17 protein-coding genes are annotated in these 21,399 nt (G+C 61.7%); 4 read left to right on the forward strand and 13 right to left on the reverse strand.

Going from position 1 to position 21,399, the window contains the following annotated elements; translation table 11 throughout:
- Window positions 1–55: 55 nt before the first annotated feature.
- A complete protein-coding gene (locus tag G502_RS0109880) occupies window positions 56–970 on the reverse strand; it encodes a DUF481 domain-containing protein (protein ID WP_155957831.1) in 915 nt (304 codons plus the stop codon).
- A gap of 240 nt (window positions 971–1,210) precedes the next feature.
- On the opposite strand from G502_RS0109880, the gene G502_RS0109885 reads away from it, so the two are divergent.
- On the forward strand, window positions 1,211–3,520 hold the full coding sequence (locus G502_RS0109885; protein ID WP_022728513.1) for a molybdopterin-dependent oxidoreductase: 2,310 nt from the start codon (window positions 1,211–1,213) through the stop codon (window positions 3,518–3,520).
- Window positions 3,521–3,537: 17 nt separating this feature from the next.
- On the opposite strand, the gene rodA is transcribed toward G502_RS0109885, so the two are convergent.
- The 6 genes from rodA to G502_RS0109915 form a co-directional block, all read right to left on the reverse strand.
- The gene (gene rodA, locus G502_RS0109890) at window positions 3,538–4,698 is read right to left on the reverse strand and encodes a rod shape-determining protein RodA (RefSeq protein ID WP_022728514.1); all 1,161 of its coding nucleotides are present in this window, start codon (window positions 4,696–4,698) and stop codon (window positions 3,538–3,540) included.
- A 4-nt stretch (window positions 4,699–4,702) separates the two neighbouring features.
- Window positions 4,703–6,583, reverse strand: coding sequence for a penicillin-binding protein 2 (gene mrdA, locus G502_RS0109895; protein WP_022728515.1), 1,881 nt, complete (start codon window positions 6,581–6,583; stop codon window positions 4,703–4,705).
- Window positions 6,584–6,631: 48 nt separating this feature from the next.
- Window positions 6,632–7,144 carry a rod shape-determining protein MreD gene (mreD, locus tag G502_RS0109900; protein WP_022728516.1) on the reverse strand — a complete coding sequence of 171 codons (513 nt, stop codon included), beginning with the start codon at window positions 7,142–7,144 and terminating at the stop codon, window positions 6,632–6,634.
- A 4-nt stretch (window positions 7,145–7,148) separates the two neighbouring features.
- Complete coding sequence (gene mreC / locus G502_RS0109905; RefSeq protein WP_022728517.1) at window positions 7,149–8,009, reverse strand: rod shape-determining protein MreC; 861 nt, start codon at window positions 8,007–8,009, stop codon at window positions 7,149–7,151.
- Between the two features lie 159 nt (window positions 8,010–8,168).
- A complete protein-coding gene (locus tag G502_RS0109910) occupies window positions 8,169–9,209 on the reverse strand; it encodes a rod shape-determining protein (protein ID WP_022728518.1) in 1,041 nt (346 codons plus the stop codon).
- Between the two features lie 219 nt (window positions 9,210–9,428).
- Window positions 9,429–10,994, reverse strand: coding sequence for a 2-isopropylmalate synthase (locus G502_RS0109915; protein WP_022728519.1), 1,566 nt, complete (start codon window positions 10,992–10,994; stop codon window positions 9,429–9,431).
- Between the two features lie 396 nt (window positions 10,995–11,390).
- On the opposite strand from G502_RS0109915, the gene G502_RS0109930 reads away from it, so the two are divergent.
- Window positions 11,391–12,431 carry a zinc-dependent alcohol dehydrogenase family protein gene (locus G502_RS0109930; protein WP_022728522.1) on the forward strand — a complete coding sequence of 347 codons (1,041 nt, stop codon included), beginning with the start codon at window positions 11,391–11,393 and terminating at the stop codon, window positions 12,429–12,431.
- Between the two features lie 47 nt (window positions 12,432–12,478).
- The gene (locus G502_RS19580; RefSeq protein ID WP_022728523.1) at window positions 12,479–13,618 is read left to right on the forward strand and encodes an alpha/beta hydrolase; all 1,140 of its coding nucleotides are present in this window, start codon (window positions 12,479–12,481) and stop codon (window positions 13,616–13,618) included.
- A 66-nt stretch (window positions 13,619–13,684) separates the two neighbouring features.
- On the opposite strand, the gene ilvC is transcribed toward G502_RS19580, so the two are convergent.
- The 4 genes from ilvC to miaA all read right to left on the reverse strand — a co-directional run bounded on the left by ilvC (window position 13,685) and on the right by miaA (window position 18,573).
- Window positions 13,685–14,704, reverse strand: a complete 1,020-nt coding sequence (gene ilvC, locus G502_RS0109940) for a ketol-acid reductoisomerase (RefSeq protein ID WP_022728524.1) — start codon at window positions 14,702–14,704, stop codon at window positions 13,685–13,687.
- 262 nt (window positions 14,705–14,966) lie between these two features.
- Window positions 14,967–15,497 carry an acetolactate synthase small subunit gene (ilvN, locus tag G502_RS0109945; protein WP_022728525.1) on the reverse strand — a complete coding sequence of 177 codons (531 nt, stop codon included), beginning with the start codon at window positions 15,495–15,497 and terminating at the stop codon, window positions 14,967–14,969.
- A 57-nt stretch (window positions 15,498–15,554) separates the two neighbouring features.
- A complete protein-coding gene (locus tag G502_RS0109950) occupies window positions 15,555–17,333 on the reverse strand; it encodes an acetolactate synthase 3 large subunit (protein WP_026989313.1) in 1,779 nt (592 codons plus the stop codon).
- Window positions 17,334–17,538: 205 nt separating this feature from the next.
- Window positions 17,539–18,573 (reverse strand): tRNA (adenosine(37)-N6)-dimethylallyltransferase MiaA, encoded by a 1,035-nt coding sequence (gene miaA / locus G502_RS0109955; RefSeq protein WP_022728527.1) that lies wholly within the window; start codon window positions 18,571–18,573, stop codon window positions 17,539–17,541.
- On the opposite strand from miaA, the gene serB reads away from it, so the two are divergent.
- A complete protein-coding gene (gene serB, locus G502_RS0109960; protein WP_022728528.1) occupies window positions 18,572–19,471 on the forward strand; it encodes a phosphoserine phosphatase SerB in 900 nt (299 codons plus the stop codon). The genes miaA and serB overlap by 2 nt on opposite strands.
- Window positions 19,472–19,502: 31 nt before the next feature.
- On the opposite strand, the gene G502_RS0109965 is transcribed toward serB, so the two are convergent.
- On the reverse strand, window positions 19,503–21,011 hold the full coding sequence (locus G502_RS0109965) for a DegQ family serine endoprotease (RefSeq protein WP_022728529.1): 1,509 nt from the start codon (window positions 21,009–21,011) through the stop codon (window positions 19,503–19,505).
- Between the two features lie 132 nt (window positions 21,012–21,143).
- On the reverse strand, window positions 21,144–21,356 hold the full coding sequence (locus G502_RS0109970) for a DUF2065 domain-containing protein (RefSeq protein ID WP_022728530.1): 213 nt from the start codon (window positions 21,354–21,356) through the stop codon (window positions 21,144–21,146).
- Window positions 21,357–21,399 lie beyond the last annotated feature (43 nt).

Raw genomic sequence — 21,399 nt, forward strand, 5'->3', positions numbered from 1 at the left:
TTGCAATCCGTCAGAAAGGGATCGAGTGGGCTCAAATGCAACCTGCACGCCTACTTTACCACTTATAGCCCAAACGGAGTCTCAGCGTGCGTTCGAACTGATCTGCCCTTCCGCGCGGCGCGCTGTCCAACTCGAGTTCCATAATCCCGGCCAGGTAAAGGTCGCCGAAAATCTTGTAGCGCAAACCTGTTTCCATATCGAACAGCAAACGCCCCGTGTCTCCATAGACACCCGTAGCGCCGCTCTGCTCATGGAAAAAGGACACGCCTTCGATCAGGTTGGACAAGCGCCGATCATAGTCAACGCCCCAGGTTGCAAGGAAGTCCTCGTACACACCATCGCCCTCGATCCGCTCGCGGAGATATCCGGGACCCGCCTGAAAGCTCAGGCTCTGCCGTTCACTGTCGAAAACGTCATAGCCGGCCTGCATGACAGTTGTGATACGGCGCTCCAGATCCGCAACGGAGTCCCGTCGGTACCGAATGCCCGGCGCGATAAAGAAACGTTCGCTCAGGTAGCGATTATAGGCTGTTCCAATATGCTGCTTGTCCACAAGCGTATCTCCCTTGGCACGTTCGTGGCGCAGCTCCGCGTTCAGGTCCAGGCGATCGTCATCCACGGCCCAGGAATTCTCCACGTCCACGAGATACTCCTGGCGCGTGTTCGCTGCCTCCACTGCGGCAAAGCCGATCTCCAGCGTCCCGCTCCAGGGAGACTCCGCTTCTTCCTGCTTTTCGGTTCTGCCAGCCGGCTTCTCTTCACTTGCATCCTTGCTTGAATGTAAGGGCGCGCTCGGGTGCTCCTTCTCCCAATGCCGGCCCCAATTCCGGGCAACGTTCTCATCCGTGTCACTCAGACGTTCGATCCGGGTTGTATCGATCCTCACTCTGCCGGAATAGCCGGTTTCCAATACCAGTATGTCGTCCTCTATCGCGATCACCTCGCCGCTGATGCGATCGCCATTGTCCAAGTGGACCTCAGCGGCCTTGGCGGGTATTGCGAATATGAAAAATGGCATGAGAAACCGAAACAGGCAGGGCAATCTTGAAAGCATGGGAAGTTTGTTTGCAGCCGACTTGTCTGCAGATGCGTTGCGGGCTGCATCCTGTGGACATAAGCTGTCTTGGAACAGTGCTCTTTTTAAGACAATTACAGGTCTTTAAGGGTTCCCTCATCTCAGGAATCCCAATTTTTCGGAACCGAAAGCGGCATGACGGACAAGAAGACAAGGCGCACGGCCACTCACTGGGGTGTCTACGACATCGAGACGCAGGCGGACAGCATAGTCTCGGTTCATCCCTGGCCCCTCGACCCAGACCCCTCTCCCATCGGGCAGTCCCTCGATGCCGTCGATGGACCGACCCGCGTGCGGCGCCCCGCTGTCCGCAAGGGCTGGCTGGAAGGCGGCCCCGGACAGGGGCGCCGCGGGGCCGAAAGCTTCGTGGAGATCGATTGGGACAGGGCGCTCGACCTTGCTGCCGGCGAATTGACCCGGGTGCGCCTGGAACACGGCAACCAGGCCATCTACGCGGGCTCTTATGGCTGGGCCTCGGCCGGTCGCTTTCATCATGCGCAAAGTCAGGTCCATCGCTTCATGTCTGCCTTTGGTGGCTACAGCCGCTCGGTCAACAGCTATTCTCTGGCTGCCGCCGAAGTGATCGTTCCGCACGTTGTCGGATATCGCTATGGGGATGTGCAGCTTGCCTCCACCTCGCTGAACGTCGTGGCCGAGGAAACGGACCTGATGGTCTGCTTTGGCGGCATCCCCTTGAAGAACGCCCAGGTCCAGAATGGCGGACAGGGACAACACCGCACAGGTGCATTGCTGAACCAAGCCCGGCGCAATGGCTGCCGTTTCGTCAACATTTCGCCCATCGCGCAGGATCTGGACCATAGGCTCGAGGCACAGTGGCTGGCGCCGCGGCCCAACAGCGATACGGCCATCATGCTGGGACTGGCCCACACACTGGTCACGGAAAACCTCCATGATCCGGCATTTCTGGAGCGCTATTGCGTCGGCACCGTGCCCTTCCTTGCCTACTTGAAAGGTGAACGGGACGGGCAGCCCAAGGACGCCGATTGGGCGGCCGAGATCAGCGGGCTGGCCGCAAACGATCTGCGCCAGCTTGCCCGCGAGATGGCCACCTCGCGCACCATGCTGAACGTCAGCTGGAGCCTGCAACGGGCCGAGCACGGTGAGCAGACCTTCTGGATGGTGATCGTCCTGGCCGCCATGCTGGGCCAGATCGGCTTGCCGGGCGGCGGTTTCGCCCTGGGATACGGCGCGGTTGGATCCGTGGGAAACGGCGCGGCACGGCACAAGCAGCCGACCCTGCCCCCCTTGCCCAACCCCGTGGACAGCTTCATTCCCGTAGCCCGCATTGCGGACATGCTGGAAAACCCGGGCAAGTCCTACAGCTACAATGGACAGACCCGCGCGTATCCGGACATTCGCCTGATCTACTGGGCTGGAGGCAATCCCTTCCATCACCATCAGGATCTCAACCGCCTGGCGGAAGCATGGCAGAAACCCGACACGGTCATCGTCAATGAGCCTTTCTGGACCGCGACCGCCCGCCATGCGGACATTGTACTGCCGGCGACAACACCACTCGAGCGTAACGACCTGAGTGGATCGTCGGCGGACGACTTCCTGGTGGTCATGGAACAGGTCCTGAGCCCTCGCAATGCGGCGCGGAACGATTACGACATCTTTTGTGGCCTGGCCGAGCGATTGGGATTCTTGGACACATTCAGCGAAGGCCGCGACGAAGCTGCATGGCTGGAAAAGATCTACGAGACCTTTCGCACGCAATCCAACCAGATACCCAGCTACGATACCTTGCGCGAGCGGGGCCACCTTCAGTTCGGCAACGAACAGGCCGGCCGTGTCCGCCGCATCCTGTTCGAGGACTTCCGCAGGGATCCCGATGCCAACCCCCTGCCCACACCTTCGGGCCGCATAGAGATCTGGTCACAGCGCATAGATGACTTCCAGCTGGACGATTGTCCGGCGCATCCCGCCTGGATGCCCGGAGCGGAGTGGCTGGGCGCCGCGCGCGCGGAACGCTTCCCGCTGCATCTGCTGACCCATCAGCCGGGAACACGGCTTCACAGCCAACTGGATGCGGGGTCACACAGCCGCGCCTGCAAGATACAGGGGCGCGAAGCCGTGCTGATCAATCCAGAGGATGCCAGCACCCGCGGAATTGACGATGGTGACCTGGTCAGGCTGTTCAACGATCGCGGCGCCTGCCTGGCCGGCGCCAGGCTCACACCCGAGATTCGCCCCGGCGTCATCTGCCTGCCCACAGGAGCATGGTATGATCCGGAGCAGCCAGGTGAAGCAGGCAGCCTGGAAAAACACGGAAACCCCAATGTCCTCACCCGGGATTGCGGAACCTCTGGGCTTGCCCAGGGCAGCAGTGCGCAGAGCTGTCTTGTGGAAATGGAACGATTCAAGGGTGATGCGCCGCCCGTCACCGCCTTCTTACCACCGTCCCTGGTACAGTCCACCTGAAAACAGGGCAAAGGCGGCTAGACAACTTCCCCCTGAAGCCCGCGGCGCGGAATACTGATGTCCTTGTGTACGCGTACACAGAGGATCAGGCCAAAGGAAGTCATGGCGGTCAACATTGCCGTTCCGCCATAGGACACCAGGGGCAGCGGGATGCCGACCACAGGCAGCAGACCCATCACCATCGCCATGTTGATGAAGACATAGAAGAACAGGTTGACGGTCAGTCCCAGGGCCAACAGGCGTCCGAAATGGTTACTGCTGGTCAGAGCCACGGCAAATCCGTAGAGGAACACCAGGAGATACAGGCCGATCAGACCCATGGCACCCACCATGCCGAATTCCTCGGCCAGCATGGTGAAGATGAAGTCAGTCTGCTTCTCGGGCAGGAAATTCAGATGGCTCTGTGTGCCCTCCAGGAAACCACGCCCGAAAACACCTCCCGAACCCAGCGCAATCTTCGACTGCGTGATGTGATAACCGGCCCCCAAAGGATCACTTGAGGGATCCAGAAAGGTAAGGACCCGGTTCTTCTGGTACTGGTGCAGGGAATTCCATGCCACCGGCAGGATTGCACCAGTCGCCACAGCAACCAGCAGGAACTTCCACAAGCGCACCCCCGCCAGCAGGAAAAGCGCCCCACCAGCCAGCACCAGCATGGTGGCCGTGCCCAGGTCCGGCTGTTTCAGGACCAAGCCGGCCGGTGCCAGCACCAGGAACAGCGGAAACAGCAGATAGAGTGGACGGCGCACATCCTCCAGGGAGAGGCTGTGGAAGTAGCGGGCCAGCGCCAGGACCAGCGTCACCTTCATGACCTCGGAAGGCTGCAACTGGATCACGCCCAGGTCGATCCAGCGCTGGGCCCCCATGCCAACGGTGCCCTTGAATTCCACGGCGACCAGAAGAATCAGCGTAATGAAATAGGCCGGATAGGCGAACCTGAACCAGATGCGAATGTCGGTCAGGGCAATGGCGATCAGAAGAACGAACAGGACGGCGAAACGGATGAGATGACGCTCAGCCCAAGGCTCCATGCTAGCATTTGCTGCCGAATAGAGCATCCCGGCACCGACGCCGGCCAGCGCACAGATCAGCAAGACCACGGCCCAGTTGACCTGAAGCAGTTTCTGCAACAGAGACATGGACGGCGTACGCCGGAAGCTGAGATTGTATCCCGTCATTCTGCTATTCCTTCAGACCGGCCAAGGGCGAAGGCGGCATGGCATCCATGGGATCGCGCCGCTGCGTCTCGATCAGCAGGTCACGTGCGATGGGTGCGGCGACGGAGCCGCCACCGCCACCGTGCTCGACCACCACGGAACAGACATAGCGTGGATTGTGGACGGGTGCGTATCCGACGAAGAGGGCGTGATCCCGCCGGCGCCAGGGCAGGTCCTCGTTGCGCACGATGCCAGCTGCACGCTCGGAGGCCGTGATGCGACGCACCTGGGAGGTTCCGGTCTTCCCCCCCATTTCCCAGCCCGGCAGGTGGATACGAGCCGAGTAGGCCGTACCGCGCCGCTCGTTACAGACAGCATCCATGGCATCCAGGATCGACTTCACCTGCAGGGGCATGAGCCCAAGGTCCGGCGATTCCTCCTTGACCTCCTCGGTGATGTTCTCGACGCCCACGATGCGGCGCGTGACATGTGGACGAATGGCCTTTCCGCCATTGACCAGGCGCGCCGTCATCACGGCCAATTGCAGCGGCGTTGCCAGCATGTAGCCCTGGCCAATGGCCTGGATCAGGGTTTCGCCGCCTTGCCAGCGCTCTCCGATGTTGGCCAGCTTCCAGTCTTCCGTCGGCATCAAGCCTGTTCGCTCGCTCGGCAGGTCAATGCCCACGGTCTGGCCAAAACCCATGCGCCGCGCCATGGAAGCAATGGCATCGATCCCCAGACGCTTGGCAATATCGTAGAAATATACGTCACAGGACTGCTTGAGCGCATCGCGCATATGCATTCGCCCGTGACCGCCACGCCGCCAGCAATGGAAACGGTGATTGCCCAGATCCATATAGCCGGGACAGTAAACCTCCTCCTGAGGCCCTATGTGATGCTCCATGGCCGCCAGACTCACCACCATCTTGAAGGTCGAGCCTGGTGCGTATTGACCGGATATCGCCTTGTTGCTCAAGGGCGAGAGGGGGTCCTCTATCAGGCTGCGCCATTCCGAGGAAGACAGCCCGCGCGTGAAGGCAGAAGGATCGTAACTGGGCACCGAAACGAGGGACAATACATCCCCTGTAATGGCATCCATCACGACTGCGCTGGCACTGCGCTCGCCGATCAGGCGCTGGTGCGCATAGTTCTGAAGTCCCATGTCCAGCGTCAGCTCAACATCGTGACCGGGTTGCCCCTCGACGCGCGAAATCTGCTGCATCACACGACCGACGGCGTTGACCTCCACCTGGGTGTTGCCGGCCCGGCCGCGCAGCTCCTCGTCATGAACCTTCTCGACGCCATTCTTGCCGATCCGAAAACCCGGCAGTTCCAGAACGGGATCGCCTGTCAGGTCCTGTTCGCTGACCGCGCCGACATAACCGACGATATGCGCCAGGGTCGGTCCGTAAGGGTAGTGGCGACTCTGCCCGGCTTCCACAAAGACACCCGGCAGCTCCACCGAGTTGACGGCGATCCGGCTGACCTGATCCCAGGTCAGGTTGTCCTTCACCTGCACCGGAACGAAGGAGCGGCGCGCGGCAATATCCCGCTTCACGCGGGCACGATCTTCCCTATCCAGGTGAATGATATGGGTCAGCGCGTCCAGGGTCCGGTCCACGTCCTGTGCCTGCTCGGCAACCATATGAACCTGATAGTTCTGCCGGTTGACGGCCAGCGGGATTCCGTTGCGGTCAACGATCCGTCCCCGTCGTGGTGCGCTGAGGCGCATGGAAATGCGGTTGTCCTCGGCCAACAGGCGATAGCGCTCGGCATCGACCACTTGCAGGTAATAGAGGCGTGCGCCCAGAACAGACAACAGGGCGGCCTTCGCGCTGCCCAGAAGCAGGGCGCGGCGCGTGAAGGACTTCTGCCGATTCTGTTCCTCGGTGCGAGCTCTGCTCATTGCCTGACGCCTGTCATGCCTGTCTTAAACTTGTAAAGCAACATGCACTCAATTCAAGAACAGCTGCTGCGCCCGTGCCAGCAGCCAGGCCAGGCAGGGATAGGAAGCCACGGTCAGGGCATACTGCAGCATTACGGGGTCCCCTGATGGCATCATCGGCATCAACAGGGCAGCCAGCCCCCACCCCAGAGTATAGGCTATCGCGGAAAAGAGCGCGAAGATCACCCAAAGCATCGGAAAGGTGGAGTTGGTGAATATTCGTCTCTGGCCCATGACGGCCAGATGAACGACCAGCAGCATCATGATACCGGTGCCCAGCGGCACGCCGGTCAGGAGATCCTGCACCAGCCCGATCAGAAAAGTGGCCCAGAGGGGCAGCAGATCTGGCCGGAACACGGCCCAGTAATAGACTGCGGGCATCGCCAGGGACGGCACGACCGGAGCATAGTCCGGTGTGTTGAATGGCAACAGGCTGAGCAATACCAACAGCAACGTCAGCACGAAAGGAATGATCGCCCGGGCTGCGCTGTCGAGGCGATACCAGAAGCCCGTCTGTTTCATGGTTTCAGTTGACTGCCGCCTGGTCCTGACTTTCGACCAGCGGCGCAATCAGGCCAGGCAACTCGTAATCCACCAAACGCAGGAATTCGGGGTCGCGCCAATCAGAGTAGAGACGCACGCGGGCACCGGTTTCGTCCACCTGCGAGATCACGCCGACAGGAAGACCGGAGGGAAAAACACCACCATCCCCAGAGGTCATGATGGGTTCGCCGACATGCACCTCTTCATCGGGAGCCACATAGCGCAATGCAGGTTCGGGCGAGTTGTCTCCTGCCAGGACCGCCCTCTTGCGGCCCGGCCCGACTGCGACAGGGATGCGGCTGTTCAGGTCGGTCAGCAGCAGAATTCGTGCCGAATTCTCGGCAACCTCGACCACACTGCCCACGAGCCCCTGCCCGGCCAGAGCCGCCTGTCCCCGGCTGACACCGGCCTCTTCGCCTGCCGCGATCAGGACACTCCGCACAAAAGCCCCGCCACTGTCCCCGACAACACGCGCTGTGATGAAGCGCGTACCGGGTTCGGGCACCAGATTGAGAAGATTGCGCAGGGCCGCGTTCTCGGCTTCCAGCTGCTGGGCTCTATGATGCCAGGCCATCAGGCGTTCGTTCTCGGCCCGCAGGTCAGAATTGATCTGGCGCAACTCCGCGATTTCGCGGACGTTGGTCACGAGTTGCTCGACTGTATTCACCGGTTTGGCCAGGGTCTCCAGTACGGGCGTGGTGATGTCCACCACCTGGGCCCTCAGTGTTTCGACGAGCCGATTGTCCGTACTGCCCATGACCATCAGTGCGAAGGTCATGCCTATGATCAGGAGGAAACTGAAACGCTGCGCCCAAGCCTTGAGAGGCGTGGCGATGCGAGACATTGTTCCGGTCCTGTGCTTCAAGACCCTCCTCCTGTGGATGGCATATCCATCCTTACGGATTAACCCGTATTCCGGAATCGTAAGAGATTACGAAACAAATTGAAAGCTACATCTGATTGTCGACGCCGAGAGTCCTGCGACTCCGAACAACGCAGACCGTTAATACATGGTGATGAGGACGTTCTTCAGCGTCTTCATCTCCTCCAGACAACGCCCGGTGCCCAAGGCCACACAGGACAAGGGATCGTCGCCGAGAGACACCGGCAGCCCCGTCGCCACGCGCAGCACATAGTCCAGGTTGCCCAGCATCGAGCCGCCACCGGTCAGGACAATGCCCTTGTCGACAATATCGGCGGCCAGCTCCGGCGCAGTGCCTTCCAGAGCGACTTTCACGGCCTCGACAATGGCCCCCACCGGCTCGGCCAGGGCCTCCGCCACTTGGCGCTCTGAGATGACCAGTTCCTTGGGCACGCCGTTCATCAGGTCACGGCCCTTGATCTCCAGCGTCCCGCCATCACCATCCTCGGGCGGACAGGCCGAGCCGATCTCTTTCTTGATACGTTCGGCCGAGCCCTCGCCCACAAGCAGATTATGATTGCGACGGATGAAGGCGATGATGGCTTCGTCCATCTTGTCGCCTCCGACACGCACGGAGCGTGAATAGACGATCCCGCCCAGCGACAGCACGGCCACCTCAGTGGTTCCGCCACCAATATCAACCACCATAGAGCCCGTGGGCTCTGTCACGGGCAGGCCGGCACCGATGGCAGCGGCCATGGGCTCCTCGATCAGGAAAACCCGCCGCGCACCAGCAGCTTCCGCCGATTCCTGAATGGCACGGCGTTCGACGGCCGTGGAGCCGGACGGCACGCAAACAATAATCTGCGGGCTCGTGAAGGATCGCCGATTGTGCACCTTGCGGATGAAATGCTTGATCATTTCCTCCGCCACTTCGAAATCGGCGATCACGCCATCACGAAGCGGGCGGATTGCCTGGATGTTACCAGGTGTACGGCCCAGCATCAGCTTGGCTTCGTCACCGACGGCCAGCACCTGCTTCTTGCCGCGGATTTCCGCGATGGCAACAACGGATGGCTCATTCAGGACGATGCCGCGGCCCTTGACGTAGACCAGTGTATTGGCTGTACCGAGGTCAATGGCCATGTCGGCAGACATGAAGCCGAGAATGCGCGACATCATAGGCTTGTGAGGTCCCCTCGAGACTGAACAGACGCGGCAGTGTGACAGGCACCCTTATGCCGCAAGAACGTTAACGTCGCCTTAGCGAATAACGTTCCGCCCACGCGATTTCAAGGAAAGCTTTTGCAATGGGCAAATAGAGAGGCCTGGAGCAGTGCAAAAAATGGCGGCCTCCCGGCAGGAGGCCGCCTTCCGTCTCATTGTTGTCACCACCGCCGATCAGGCCGTCATAGCCGTGGGTTCCGTTTTCTCCCGTTTCACCATCATCTTGTTCAGTGCATTGATGTAGGCACGGGCCGAGGCCACCAGGGTGTCGTAGTCCGCACCCTGGCCATTGACGGTCTTGCCGTTCTCTTCCAGGCGCACGGTCACCTCGGCCTGGGCGTCGGTGCCTCCGGTCACGGCATGAACCTGATAGAGCTGCAACTGGGCTTCATGCGGGATCAGTTCACGGATCGCGGCGAAAGTCGCATCGACCGGCCCATTGCCCTCGGCCTTTGCCTTCTGCTTCTCGCCGCCGATCTCGACCTCCAGCTCCGCTGTCTGAGGGCCCTCGGTGCCGCACTGGATGCCCAGCGAGACGAAACGGATATGGTCGTTGTGGCGCACCACGGCATCATCGACCAGCGCAATGATATCCTCGTCGAAGATTTCCTTCTTGTGGTCGGCCAGATCCTTGAAGCGCACGAAGGCGTCCTTCAACTGATTTTCCTCCAACTCGATGCCCAATTCGGCCAGTTTCGACTTGAAGGCATGCTTGCCGGAGTGCTTGCCCATCACCAGCGTGGAGCGGTTCAGCCCCACGGATTCCGGCGTCATGATCTCATAGGTTTGGGCATTCTTCAGCATGCCGTCCTGATGAATGCCGGATTCGTGCGCGAAGGCATTGGCCCCGACGATGGCCTTGTTCGGCTGGACCGAGAAGCCGGTGATCGTGGAAACCAGCCGCGAGGCCTTGGTGATCTTGGTGGTGTCGATGCCGGTGGAATAGGGCATCACGTCATTGCGGGTGCGCAAGGCCATGACGACCTCTTCCATGGCGCAGTTGCCCGCACGCTCGCCAATGCCATTTACGGTGCACTCGATCTGCCGCGCCCCGGCCTGCACGGCCGCCAGCGAATTGGACACGGCCAGGCCCAGGTCATTGTGACAATGCACCGACAGCACGGCCTGGTCGATGTTCGGAACACGATTCATCAACATGCGGATCATCTCCGCAAATTCCTCGGGAACAGTATAACCAACGGTATCGGGGATGTTGATGGTACGTGCCCCTGCCTTGATGGCACCCTCGACACAACGCGCCAGGAAGTCATGCTCCGTGCGCGTTCCATCCTCGGGAGACCATTCCACATTGTCGCAGAGATTGCGGGCATAGCCGACACTCTCGACGACGGCATTGTAGACGTCCTCCGGCTCCATCTGCAGCTTGTACTTCATGTGCAACGGGCTGGTGGACAGGAAGGTGTGGATCCGCGGGCTCGCGGCCGGCTTCAGGGCTTCCCAGGCGCGATCGATATCCTTGGGCGTGGCGCGGGCCAGGCCGGCAATCGTGGAATTGCGGACCTGCTTCGAGATGGCATTGACTGCTTCGAAGTCTCCGATGGAGGCGATCGGGAAACCGGCTTCGATAACATCGACGCCCATTTCCTCCAACGCGCTGGCGACGGCCAGCTTTTCCTCCAGGTTCATGGAGCAGCCTGGCGACTGCTCGCCATCACGCAGAGTGGTGTCGAAGATGATAACGCGGTTGGTGTCTTTTTCGTCGATCTGTACGGAACTCATGGATATTTCCCTCTCCTTGGAATCCTTGGCTGGCGGAAATTGCGCGCCCTAGCCTCGGAAGTTTCATTTGTCAGACTATCCCCTGCCCGCTTGCCGTTCTCACGGCTGTGGCGTTCAGGGGCTGATAAGGAGAAGGAGGAGAGCGCCGCCGGATAGGCGGAGATCGGTCAGATCGATTGCGCGCGCAGCCGCGATATCCGCGGATGCGGACTTCGGCAGTTCATTCTCTGTGCGCAGCTCTTCGGACATGTTCCAGTCTCTAACCTAAAGCTCTGGTTCATATACATAACGCTGATTCGCCTGCGCGACAACAGGGAATCTGTACACGCGGCTGGAGCCTGCCGGCAGGACAGGATAGATTTCCGGCCAGATCGCCATCATCAGCAGGGAGCCCTCATGAGAGCCGTCCTTTTTGAAGACTTCGCACAACCACCCCAGGTGCAGACTGTGCCAGACCCCGCCCCTGCACTGGATGGTGTCGTCATCAAGGTCGAAGCCACCGGCCTCTGCCGCAGCGACTGGCATGGCTGGATGGGACACGACCCGGATGTCCGACTGCCTCATGTGCCGGGACATGAGCTGGCTGGAACGGTGGCCGCCGTGGGCGAACGCGTCACCCGCTGGCGTGGCGGGGAACGCGTGACCCTGCCCTTCGTGGGCGGTTGCGGCAGCTGCGGCGAATGCCATTCGGGCAACCACCAGGTTTGCGAAAACCAGTTCCAGCCCGGCTTCACGGCCTGGGGGTCCTTCGCGGAATACGTGGCCATCGACTATGCCGACACCAACCTCATCCCCCTGCCCCAGGAAATGAGCTTCGAAGTGGCCGCCAGCCTGGGCTGCCGCTTTGCCACCGCCTTTCGCGCCATTGTCGACCAGGGCCGGGCCCAGCCTGGCGAGTGGATCGCCGTCCACGCCTGCGGCGGCGTCGGCCTGTCCGCTGTCATGATCGCCTCTGCCCTGGGGGCCAGTGTCGTCGCCGTGGATGTCAGCGAGGACAAGCTGCGCCTTGCCGAAGAACTGGGCGCCGTTGCCTCGATCAACGCTGCCCGCAGCACGGATGTGCCGGAGGCGATCCGGGAGGTGACGGCAGGCGGCGCGCACCTCTCCCTCGATGCGCTTGGTCACCCCGCAACACTGTTCAACTCTATTTCCTGCCTGCGGCGACGGGGCCGGCATGTCCAGGTGGGACTGACGCTTGGCGATCAGAAGCATCCATCGGTACCCATGGACCGCATCGTAGCCCACGAACTGGAAGTCCTGGGCAGCCATGGCATGCAGGCCTTCCGCTATGACATCATGCTGGAAATGATCCGCCGCGGACGCCTTGCACCGGAGAAGCTGATCGAAAAGCGAATCAGCCTGGATGAAGCGCCGACCGCCCTGATGTCGATGGATGAATTCGACGGCCGTGGCATCAAGGTCATCACGCAATTCTGAAGCGCCTTCTTCCCTCTGCCACATTCGCCTGACAGGCTGTCTGGACCATGAGTCCACTGCCGCCTTTCCACCGCCACCGGGGGGTCTTGCTCCCGGCTATTCTTCTGGCCCTGGTCCTGCTGCCGTCTTGCTCCCAGCGTGGCGGCGAGGCACTTGCACTGCTGGACAGCTTCTCCGGAAGCCAGCGTGACGACACCCCTGCCATCAGCCGGGAGTCGGGACGGCTGGACAGCAGCCAGGGAACTTTCGAGGTTGATGTCTACACGCGCACGGACGGCCAGGAGCGTGCAAACCTCCTGCTGGTGCCCGGTGTCACGCCCCAGGGCCGAAACGACCCGAGGCTGGTGGAATTCGCCGAGTTGCTGGCCCAGGCGCAATTCAGGGTGATCGTGCCCGAGTTGACCAACCTGCGTGAACTGAAGGTCTCGGCAGAGGACGCAGACGCCCTGGGCGCGCTTCTTGAGCATCTTTCAGGATCGGCCGAAACAGAAACGCGCCCCTTGGGCCTGGTGGCCATTTCCTATGCAGCGGGACCGGCCCTGATCGCGGCCAGCCAGGCAGCGCCACAAGACAGGCCGGACTTCATGCTGGCCATCGGCGGCTATTACGATACCGAGAACGTGGTGCGCTACTTCACCACCGGCGCCTTTCGCAGACCGGATAACCAGGATTGGCAGGAAGGTCAGCCCCACCCCAAGGCGCGCTGGATGTTCCTGCAGGCCAATGCGGAACGCCTGGACAATACCGATGATGCTTCAACACTGCGCAGACTGGCAGCAACCAAGCTTTCTGACCCCTCTGCCAGTATATCCGCATTGCGCTCCAGGCTCGGCCCGGAGGGCCGGGCCGTTCTGGCGCTGCTGGAGAACGATGACCCGGACGAGGTGACGGCGCACATAGCATCGCTTCCCGAGGAACTGCGGCGCGAACTTGCCGCCCTGAACCTGGCAGGACGCTTCCTTGACGCACTCGACTTCCCAATCCTGCTGCTGCACGGGCGCGACGATCCGGTCATTCCCTACAGCGAAAGCCTGCGCCTGGCCGAGGCCCTGCCTGATGGCAGGGCCGAGGTCACCCTGACCGAGGGCCTGATGCATGTTGAAATGAGCGACAGCCGGATTTCAGACGGCCTGCGGCTTTATGACCTGACGGTGCGCCTTCTGGAACTGCGCGACGGCGTCGAATAGGCGAAGGAAATAGAAAAGCCGGGGCAGGCCCCGGCTTTTCCCAAACGATCACTGTGCAGGACAGCTTCAGTTCTTTTCCTTGTCCACCAGCTTGTTGGCCGAGATCCAGGGCATCATTTCGCGCAGCTTGGCGCCGACCTCCTCGATCTGATGCTCGGCATGCCGGCGACGAGTCGCCTTGAAGCTGGGCTGCCCCGCCTTGCACTCCAGCACCCAGTCGCGGGTGAAAGCGCCGGACTGGATATCCTCCAGCACTTCACGCATCTCGGCCCGGGTCTCTTCGTTAATGATGCGCGGACCCGAGGCATAGTCGCCGTATTCGGCCGTGTTCGAGATGGAATAGCGCATATTGGCCAGTCCGCCCTCGTACATCAGGTCGACGATCAGCTTCACCTCGTGCAGGCATTCGAAATAGGCCATCTCCGGCGCATAACCGGCCTCGACCAGGGTTTCGAAACCCGCGGTGATCAGGGCCGAAAGCCCGCCACAGAGCACCACCTGTTCACCGAACAGGTCGGTTTCGCATTCCTCGCGGAAGGAGGTCTCGATCACGCCGGCGCGCCCGCCGCCAATGGCCGCGGCATAGGACAGGCCGATTTCGTGTGCGTTGCCACTGGAGTTCTGCTCGACGGCCAGAAGGCAGGGCACGCCGCCACCACGGGCGTATTCGCTGCGCACGGTATGGCCAGGGCCCTTGGGCGCCACCATGAAGACGTCCAGATCGGCACGCGGCTCGATCAGCTTGAAGTGAACGTTCAGTCCATGGGCGAAGGCAATGGCTGCGCCTTCCTTCAAGTTCTCGTGCAGTTCGTCGTTGTAGAGATCGGCCTGCAGTTCGTCCGGTGTCAGGATCATGACCACATCGGCCCAGGCGGCACCTTCGGCCGGAGTCATGACGGTGAAGTCGGCGGCTTCCGCCTTGGGGGCGGAGCGCGACCCGGCACGCAGGCCGATGCGGACCTCCTTCACGCCGCTGTCCCGCAGGTTCATGGCATGGGCATGGCCCTGGCTGCCATAGCCCACGATCAGGACCTTCTTGCCCTTGATCAGGTTCACATCGGCGTCGCGATCGTAGTAAACGCGCATGATTGGCTTTCTCCCTCTCTGGTGACCTGCCCGGGTTCAGCCGGACATCGACCGGGACGGTCACCGGTCTCGATGATGGTTTGAAGAGCCTCTGGCGCGTGCACCGGCCTGCACTCTGCCCACTGAGGCTGGGCTCTCCCGTGATCGGACCGCCCCCGAAAGCACGGTCATGAAACGCAACGCTCCTTCTAGCCGCCCGCATCGACAGCCGCAACGACACAGGACCGCACTTACATAGGCCCTCGCCTACAGGCTCCCTCTATTACAGGCCTTCTGCGCCGCGCGCGATGGCCACCACCCCCGTGCGACTGATATCGGACAGGCCCAGCGGCCCCATCAATTCGGTAAAGGCGTTCAACTTGCCGCTGTCGCCTGAGATCTCGAAGATGAAGTGGTCATGGCTGGAATCCACCACCCGGGCTCGAAAGACGTCAGCGATACGCAAGGCCTCGACCCGCTTCTCGCCGGTTCCCACCACCTTCACAAGCGCCAGCTCGCGCGGCACATGCGGGCCCTCGCGCGTCAGGTCGCTCACCCGGTGGACCGGGACCAGACGACCCAACTGGGCCTTGATCTGCTCCAGGATCATCTGCGTTCCACTGGTGACAATGGTGATGCGCGAGAGATGCTCCGAGGAATCGACCTCGGTCACCGTCAGGGATTCGATGTTGTAGCCACGGCCCGAGAACAGGCCGATGACGCGGGCGAGCACACCCGGTTCGTTGTCCACCAGCACAGCAATGGTGTGCGTCGCGATTTCTTCCCCGACTTGCGGGTTGGGACCATATGCCATTTCAAACCGTCTTTTATTGTTTCTTGCTTGCGTCTGCTGCCAGCCGGAAATGTCGGCTCAGACCAGCACCATGCCTTCTTCCGAAATCGGCTTGGCTGCCCGGTCATCGGGTCCCATGAGCATTTCGTAATGCGCCGCGCCAGAGGGAATCATCGGGAAGCAGTTCTCGTTCTGGGTCACGCAACAATCCAGAATCACCGGCCCCGGCGTTTCGACCATGCGGCGAATGGCGTCGTCCAGTTCCGAGGCCTTGGTGCAGCGGATACCGGTCGCCCCGAAAGCCTCCGCCAATTTGACGAAATCCGGCAGGGAGTCGGTGTAGCTTTCCGAGTAGCGCCCGCCATGCAGCAACTCCTGCCACTGCCGGACCATGCCCATCCACTGGTTGTTCACGATGAAGACCTTGACCGGCAACTTGTGCTGAATCAGCGTCGACATCTCCTGGATGTTCATCAGGATCGAGGCTTCGCCCGCCACATCGATCACCAGGGACTCCGGGTGCGCGACCTGCACACCCATTGCCGCCGGCAGGCCGTAACCCATGGTGCCCAGACCGCCCGAGGTCATCCAGCGATTGGGCGCCTCGAACTTGATGTACTGGGCGGCCCACATCTGATGCTGGCCAACCTCGGTGCTGAAGTAGACATCCTTGTCGCTGGTCAAGTCGTACAGCCGCTTGATGGCATGCTGCGGCTTGATCTCCTCACCATCCTGGCGATAGGCCAGACAGTGGCGCGCACGCCATTCCTCGATCTGGTTCCACCAGGCCTTCAGGCTGTCCTGGTCCAGGCTGTTGCCCTTCTCGCTCCAGGCCTTGTTCATGGCCTCCAGCGCTTCCCCCACATCGCCGATGATCGGCAGGTCCACCATCACCGACTTGTTGATGGAACTGGGATCGATGTCCACGTGGATCTTCTGGGAATTGGGCGAGAATTCCGACAGCTTGCCGGTCACGCGATCATCGAAGCGGGCCCCCAGGTTGATCATGACGTCGCAGTTGTACATGGCCAGGTTGGCCTCGTAGGTCCCGTGCATGCCCAGCATGCCCAGGAATTGGGGATCGCTGCCGGGATAGGCGCCCAATCCCATCAGGGTACTCGTACACGGCATGCCCGTGGTCTTGACGAACTTGCGCAGCTCCTCCGTGGCCTTTTCGCCCGAATTGATGACCCCGCCGCCATAGTAGACGATCGGGCGGCGCGCCTCGGAAATCAGTTTCACGGCCTCGCGGATGCGCCCGGGCTCGCTCTTCACCTGCGGGCGATAGCTGCGATGCTTGACCTCGCCCCGCTGGGTATAGCGGCCGTCCGTTTGCAGAACGTCCTTGGGCAGATCGATCACGACCGGGCCGGGCCGGCCGCTGCGCGCAACATAGAAGCCTTCATGCACCTGCCGGGCCAGGTCGTTCACGTCCTTGACCAGGTAATTGTGCTTGGTACAGGGCCGTGTGATGCCCGTGGTGTCGGCTTCCTGGAAAGCATCGTTGCCGATCAGGTGCGTGGGCACCTGGCCGGTCAGGCAGACCACGGGAATGGAGTCCATCAGGGCGTCCGTCAGGCCGGTCACGGCATTGGTCGCCCCAGGACCTGAGGTCACCAGGACGCAGCCTACCTTGCCCGTCGAACGGGCATAGCCCTCGGCTGCATGCACGGCCGCCTGTTCATGGCGCACCAGAATATGACGAATGCTGTTCTGCTGGAAAAGCGCGTCATAAATGGGCAGGACGGCACCACCGGGATAGCCGAATACGACATCGACCTCCTGCTCGATCAGGGCCTGGATCAGCAATCTGGCGCCACTCTGCAGTTCGGTATCCTGTGCGCTTTCCGTACTCATGTCGTCACTTCCATTCATCCTGCGTTCGGGTTGTGCGTTGCGCCAACCGCCCATCGGCGTGCGCAGCTAGCAACACCCTTCTGCCGAGAAAAACATTTCGGCTCCGAAAAACCAAGCCGGCTGCGCATTTCTCGGGAATGCGCGCAAACGATCCATCCGGACCTCGCCGCACCCCTGCGCCGCCGACTCTCGGCAAGCTAGACCCTCAGCCGTGGGGGGTCAACACAAACTGACGAATAATTGGAAAGATTCTTCCCTCTGCGCTTTCAGAAAATTTCGTCTGTTCCAAATGAACATTCTGTTTATGTCTGAGAACCTGAGTCCTCAACCAGGTCGTCTGGCGCTTGGCATAGCGGCGTGTGGCCTGTTGCGCCGCCTGTATCGCGGCCTCCAGGGACAACGCGCCATCCAGATGGGCAGCCAGTTCCCGGACACCCACTGCCTTGCGGATCGTGGCATCCTCTGGCGGCTCCAGTGCTATCAACCGGCGAACTTCCTCAAGCGCGCCGGCATCCACCATTTCAAGGAAACGCTGGTCACAGACAGGGCCCAGTTCCGCGCGCGGCGGCAGCAGCACCAGCCAGAAAAAGCGCCAGGGCGCAGGCGCCAGTGATGTTTCTCGCTGCCAGGCGGATAAGGAACGACCGGTTTCCCGTGCCACTTCCCAGGCACGAAGCAGGCGCTGGGTATCGTTTGGGTGCAGGCGCCGCGCCGTCTCCGGATCCAGTTCCCTGACTTCTTCGACAAAGGCCTCCCGCCCCAGATCCTCCAGGCGCCGGCGGGCCGAATCCCGTGTTTCCGGGGCGACGGCCGGTGCCGTTGCCAGGCCTTCTTCCAGGGCCTTCAGGTAAAGCCCGGTCCCGCCCGTCAGGATGGGCAGGCGTCCTTCCAGCTCCGCCGCCTGCATTTCCTGCTCGGCCAACGCGGCCCAGTGCGCCGCCGTGAAGCGTGCGTCAGCGTCCGCAAAACCATAGAGGCGGTGCGGCACACGTTCTTGCTCTTCTTTTCCGGGTTGGGCCGAGAGCAGGGGAATATCCCGATAGACCTGCAGGGAATCGGCATTGATCACCGTCCCCTTGAAGGCTTCGGCCAGTCTCAGGGCCAGGCCCGACTTGCCACTGGCCGTGGGACCGGCCACGACCACCGCTGGCGGCAGGTCAGCCTTCACCGAGGGATCGCGCTCCTGCTCAACAAGGCCCTTGTGACGGACGGGCGCTCTGTCTATAGGGTCCTGACTCATGACTTGGATATCCATCTTGCTGGCCGATCCGGCCGGAACGCCCTTGCGTGAACAGGATAGCGAAGCAGCCTGTCAAGGTCTCGCCCGGCTTGGCGCCAGAACAGAAAGCCCCAACTGGCTTGCCGACGGCATCGCCGTGGAGGTTCCTTTCCATGATGCGGCCCCAGCGGATGCTCTTGCAGCATTGCGTAAGGACTTCGCCGGACAGCCGTTCGACATTGCCGTGCTCCCGACCGAGCGCCGCCGCAAGAAGCTGCTGATCGCCGACATGGAGTCCACCATCATCGTCGAAGAGATGCTGGACGAACTGGCCGACAGCCTGGGACTGCGCGACGAAATCGCGGCGGTCACCGCACGCGCCATGCAGGGAGAGCTCGATTTCGAAAGCGCCCTGCGCGAGCGTGTGCGCAAGCTGGCAGGACTGAGGCAGGAGGTACTCGAAGAGGCCGTGCAGGCCATGACCCTGAACTCGGGGGCCCGCAGCTTGGTTGCCAGCATGAAGGCCCAGGGTGCCTTTTGTGCCTTGGTTTCGGGCGGTTTCACCTTCTTCGCCGATCCCATCGCCCAGACCTGCGGCTTTGACCAGGTGCGCGCCAATCGTCTCGAGATACGCGAGGGACGGCTGAGTGGCGAAGTCCTGCCCCCCATCCTTGGCCGCGAGGCGAAGCTGGCCAGTCTTGAGGAGTTCACGCAGCAACGGGGCCTCTCCACCAAGGACGCAGTTGCCGTGGGGGACGGCGCCAATGACCTGGCAATGCTGTCGGCAGCAGGCCTGGGAGTCGCCTGGCGCGCCAAGCCTCTGCTGCGTGAAGCCATGGACACCTGCCTGGATCATGCCGACCTGACAGGCCTGCTCTATCTTCAGGGCTACCAGGCTTCCGAGATACAGCCGGACTGAAGACGCAAGCAGGACAGGCTCCTGGTCCTGGTTACTCCTCACCCAGTGGCAAGGCCACCCAGAGGTAATCGTTGCCCCGCAGGATCAGCAGCGTGATCACGCGATAGCCTTCCTGCCGCGCCGCCGCGACATGCTCCTCGATCTCGGAAGGGCGCGAGACCGGCTCCTGGTCCACCTCGGCGATGACGTCTCCCAACTGCAGGCCCGCCTCCGCGGCCAGGCCCAGGGGATCAAGTTCCGTCACCAGGACTCCTTCGACATCCCTGGCAAGGCCGAACTCGTTCCGGCGTTCCTCCGACAGGCTCCCCAGCTCGAGTCCCAGGTCATCCAAAGACCCACTCTCCGGTTCCGGCTGCGGGTCACGCGTATCCTCCGAATTCGGACCGGACAGGGCTTCGTCATCCATCTCGCCCAGGGTGACGCTCAGCGTACGCTCCTCGCCCCGACGCCAGACGACCACGTCGACATCTCTGCCGACCCGAGTTTCCGCCACCATGCGCGGCAGTTCACGCATCGTCGCGACCTCACGGCCATCGAATTCCAGGATCACGTCCCCCTGCTGGATGCCGCCCCGTTCAGCCGGGCCGCCCTCGAAAAGAGAAGCCACCAGCGCGCCTCTTGCTTCGTCAAGCCGCAGGCCCTCGGCCAGTTCCTCGGTCACCGTCTGGATCTGCACACCCAGCCAGCCGCGACGAACCTCGCCATGCTCTTTCAGGGAATCGATGACATTGCGCGCCATTGCGGAAGGAATGGCGAAGCCGATGCCGACGGAGCCGCCGGAGGGGGAAAAGATGGCCGTGTTCACGCCGATCACGCGGCCGTCCATGTCGAATGTCGGACCACCCGAATTGCCGCGATTGATCGAGGCATCGGTCTGCAGGAAATCATCGTAGGGGCCGGCATTGATGTCGCGCTGGCGGGCGGAAATGATGCCCGCGGTTACCGAGCCGCCAAGACCATAGGGGTTGCCGATGGCCAGGATCCACTCACCGACACGCGCGGAATCGCTGTCCCCCCATTTGGCTGCCGGCAGGTCGCGATCCGTCTCCACCTTCAGCAGGGCCAGGTCGGTCTTGTCGTCCGTGCCCACGATTTCCGCCTCGAGCGCGGTGTTGTCGAACAGGCGCACGGTGATCTCGTCGGCCTCGGCAACCACATGGTTGTTGGTGACGATATAACCGCTGGAATCGATAATGAAGCCTGACCCCAGTGAAGATGTCCGGCGCTGACGCGGGAAATCGGGGCTTTCGCCGCCGTTGCCGCGTCTTTCGAAGAATTCGCGGAACAGCTCCTCGAAATTGTCGAGGCGGCCGTCATCCTCGATCACCTGACTGGTCGAGATATTGACCACCGTCGGCAGCAGCTCATCGGCCAGGTCGGCGAAACTATCGGGTGCCGAGCGTGCCTGGGCGGGCACGGTCAGGAGAACGCCGATAATCAGCAGCACTCCGGCCTGCAGCACCGCAAGGCCCGGCCGGCCTGGTGCTATAGCTGCTTTGCTTGAGTTCTGCTGGGCGCTGGCCTTGATAAGGTCGAACATCTGATATTTCCGTTCCGCTTGGCATTTCAGGGGCAGACAACACACCGGAAAGCATGTCGCAGTCAGTCTAGCCTCAGGGAACTGTACGGGGAAAGCCCGCTGCCCAAGAATTTTTATCCCGCGCCCGGACGCTCAGATCGCAAGCCAGATCAGGAATATCCCCAGGAGGGCAGAGAACAGTCCGGAATAGCGCAGGGCCTCCGGCGGCAGGTCACGTATCTGCTCCAGTATCCGCTCGGGCAGATTCGGGAAGAGGGCCAATACAAGGCCCTCGATCACGAAGACCAGGCCCAGCCCGACCAGAAGGTCGCCCCCCGTCATGTCACGAGAGCCGACGGGCGCCATTCACGGCGCCCGTCTGTACTCGCAATATCCACATAACCGGGCG

Source organism: Fodinicurvata sediminis DSM 21159, from assembly GCF_000420625.1.
GTDB classification, from domain to species: domain Bacteria; phylum Pseudomonadota; class Alphaproteobacteria; order Kiloniellales; family DSM-21159; genus Fodinicurvata; species Fodinicurvata sediminis.

Excerpts from the sequence above, each read along its gene's own strand:
- G502_RS0109885 (WP_022728513.1), top strand. The coding sequence starts at position 1,211 with ATGACGGACAAGAAGACAAGGCGCACGGCCACTCACTGGGGTGTCTAC.
- rodA (WP_022728514.1), bottom strand. The coding sequence starts at position 4,698 with ATGACGGGATACAATCTCAGCTTCCGGCGTACGCCGTCCATGTCTCTG.
- mrdA (WP_022728515.1), bottom strand. The coding sequence starts at position 6,583 with ATGAGCAGAGCTCGCACCGAGGAACAGAATCGGCAGAAGTCCTTCACG.
- mreD (WP_022728516.1), bottom strand. The coding sequence starts at position 7,144 with ATGAAACAGACGGGCTTCTGGTATCGCCTCGACAGCGCAGCCCGGGCG.
- mreC (WP_022728517.1), bottom strand. The coding sequence starts at position 8,009 with ATGTCTCGCATCGCCACGCCTCTCAAGGCTTGGGCGCAGCGTTTCAGT.
- G502_RS0109910 (WP_022728518.1), bottom strand. The coding sequence starts at position 9,209 with ATGATGTCGCGCATTCTCGGCTTCATGTCTGCCGACATGGCCATTGAC.
- G502_RS0109915 (WP_022728519.1), bottom strand. The coding sequence starts at position 10,994 with ATGAGTTCCGTACAGATCGACGAAAAAGACACCAACCGCGTTATCATC.
- G502_RS0109930 (WP_022728522.1), top strand. The coding sequence starts at position 11,391 with ATGAGAGCCGTCCTTTTTGAAGACTTCGCACAACCACCCCAGGTGCAG.
- G502_RS19580 (WP_022728523.1), top strand. The coding sequence starts at position 12,479 with ATGAGTCCACTGCCGCCTTTCCACCGCCACCGGGGGGTCTTGCTCCCG.
- ilvC (WP_022728524.1), bottom strand. The coding sequence starts at position 14,704 with ATGCGCGTTTACTACGATCGCGACGCCGATGTGAACCTGATCAAGGGC.
- ilvN (WP_022728525.1), bottom strand. The coding sequence starts at position 15,497 with ATGGCATATGGTCCCAACCCGCAAGTCGGGGAAGAAATCGCGACGCAC.
- G502_RS0109950 (WP_026989313.1), bottom strand. The coding sequence starts at position 17,333 with ATGAGTACGGAAAGCGCACAGGATACCGAACTGCAGAGTGGCGCCAGA.
- serB (WP_022728528.1), top strand. The coding sequence starts at position 18,572 with ATGACTTGGATATCCATCTTGCTGGCCGATCCGGCCGGAACGCCCTTG.
- miaA (WP_022728527.1), bottom strand. The coding sequence starts at position 18,573 with ATGAGTCAGGACCCTATAGACAGAGCGCCCGTCCGTCACAAGGGCCTT.
- G502_RS0109965 (WP_022728529.1), bottom strand. The coding sequence starts at position 21,011 with ATGTTCGACCTTATCAAGGCCAGCGCCCAGCAGAACTCAAGCAAAGCA.
- G502_RS0109970 (WP_022728530.1), bottom strand. The coding sequence starts at position 21,356 with ATGGCGCCCGTCGGCTCTCGTGACATGACGGGGGGCGACCTTCTGGTC.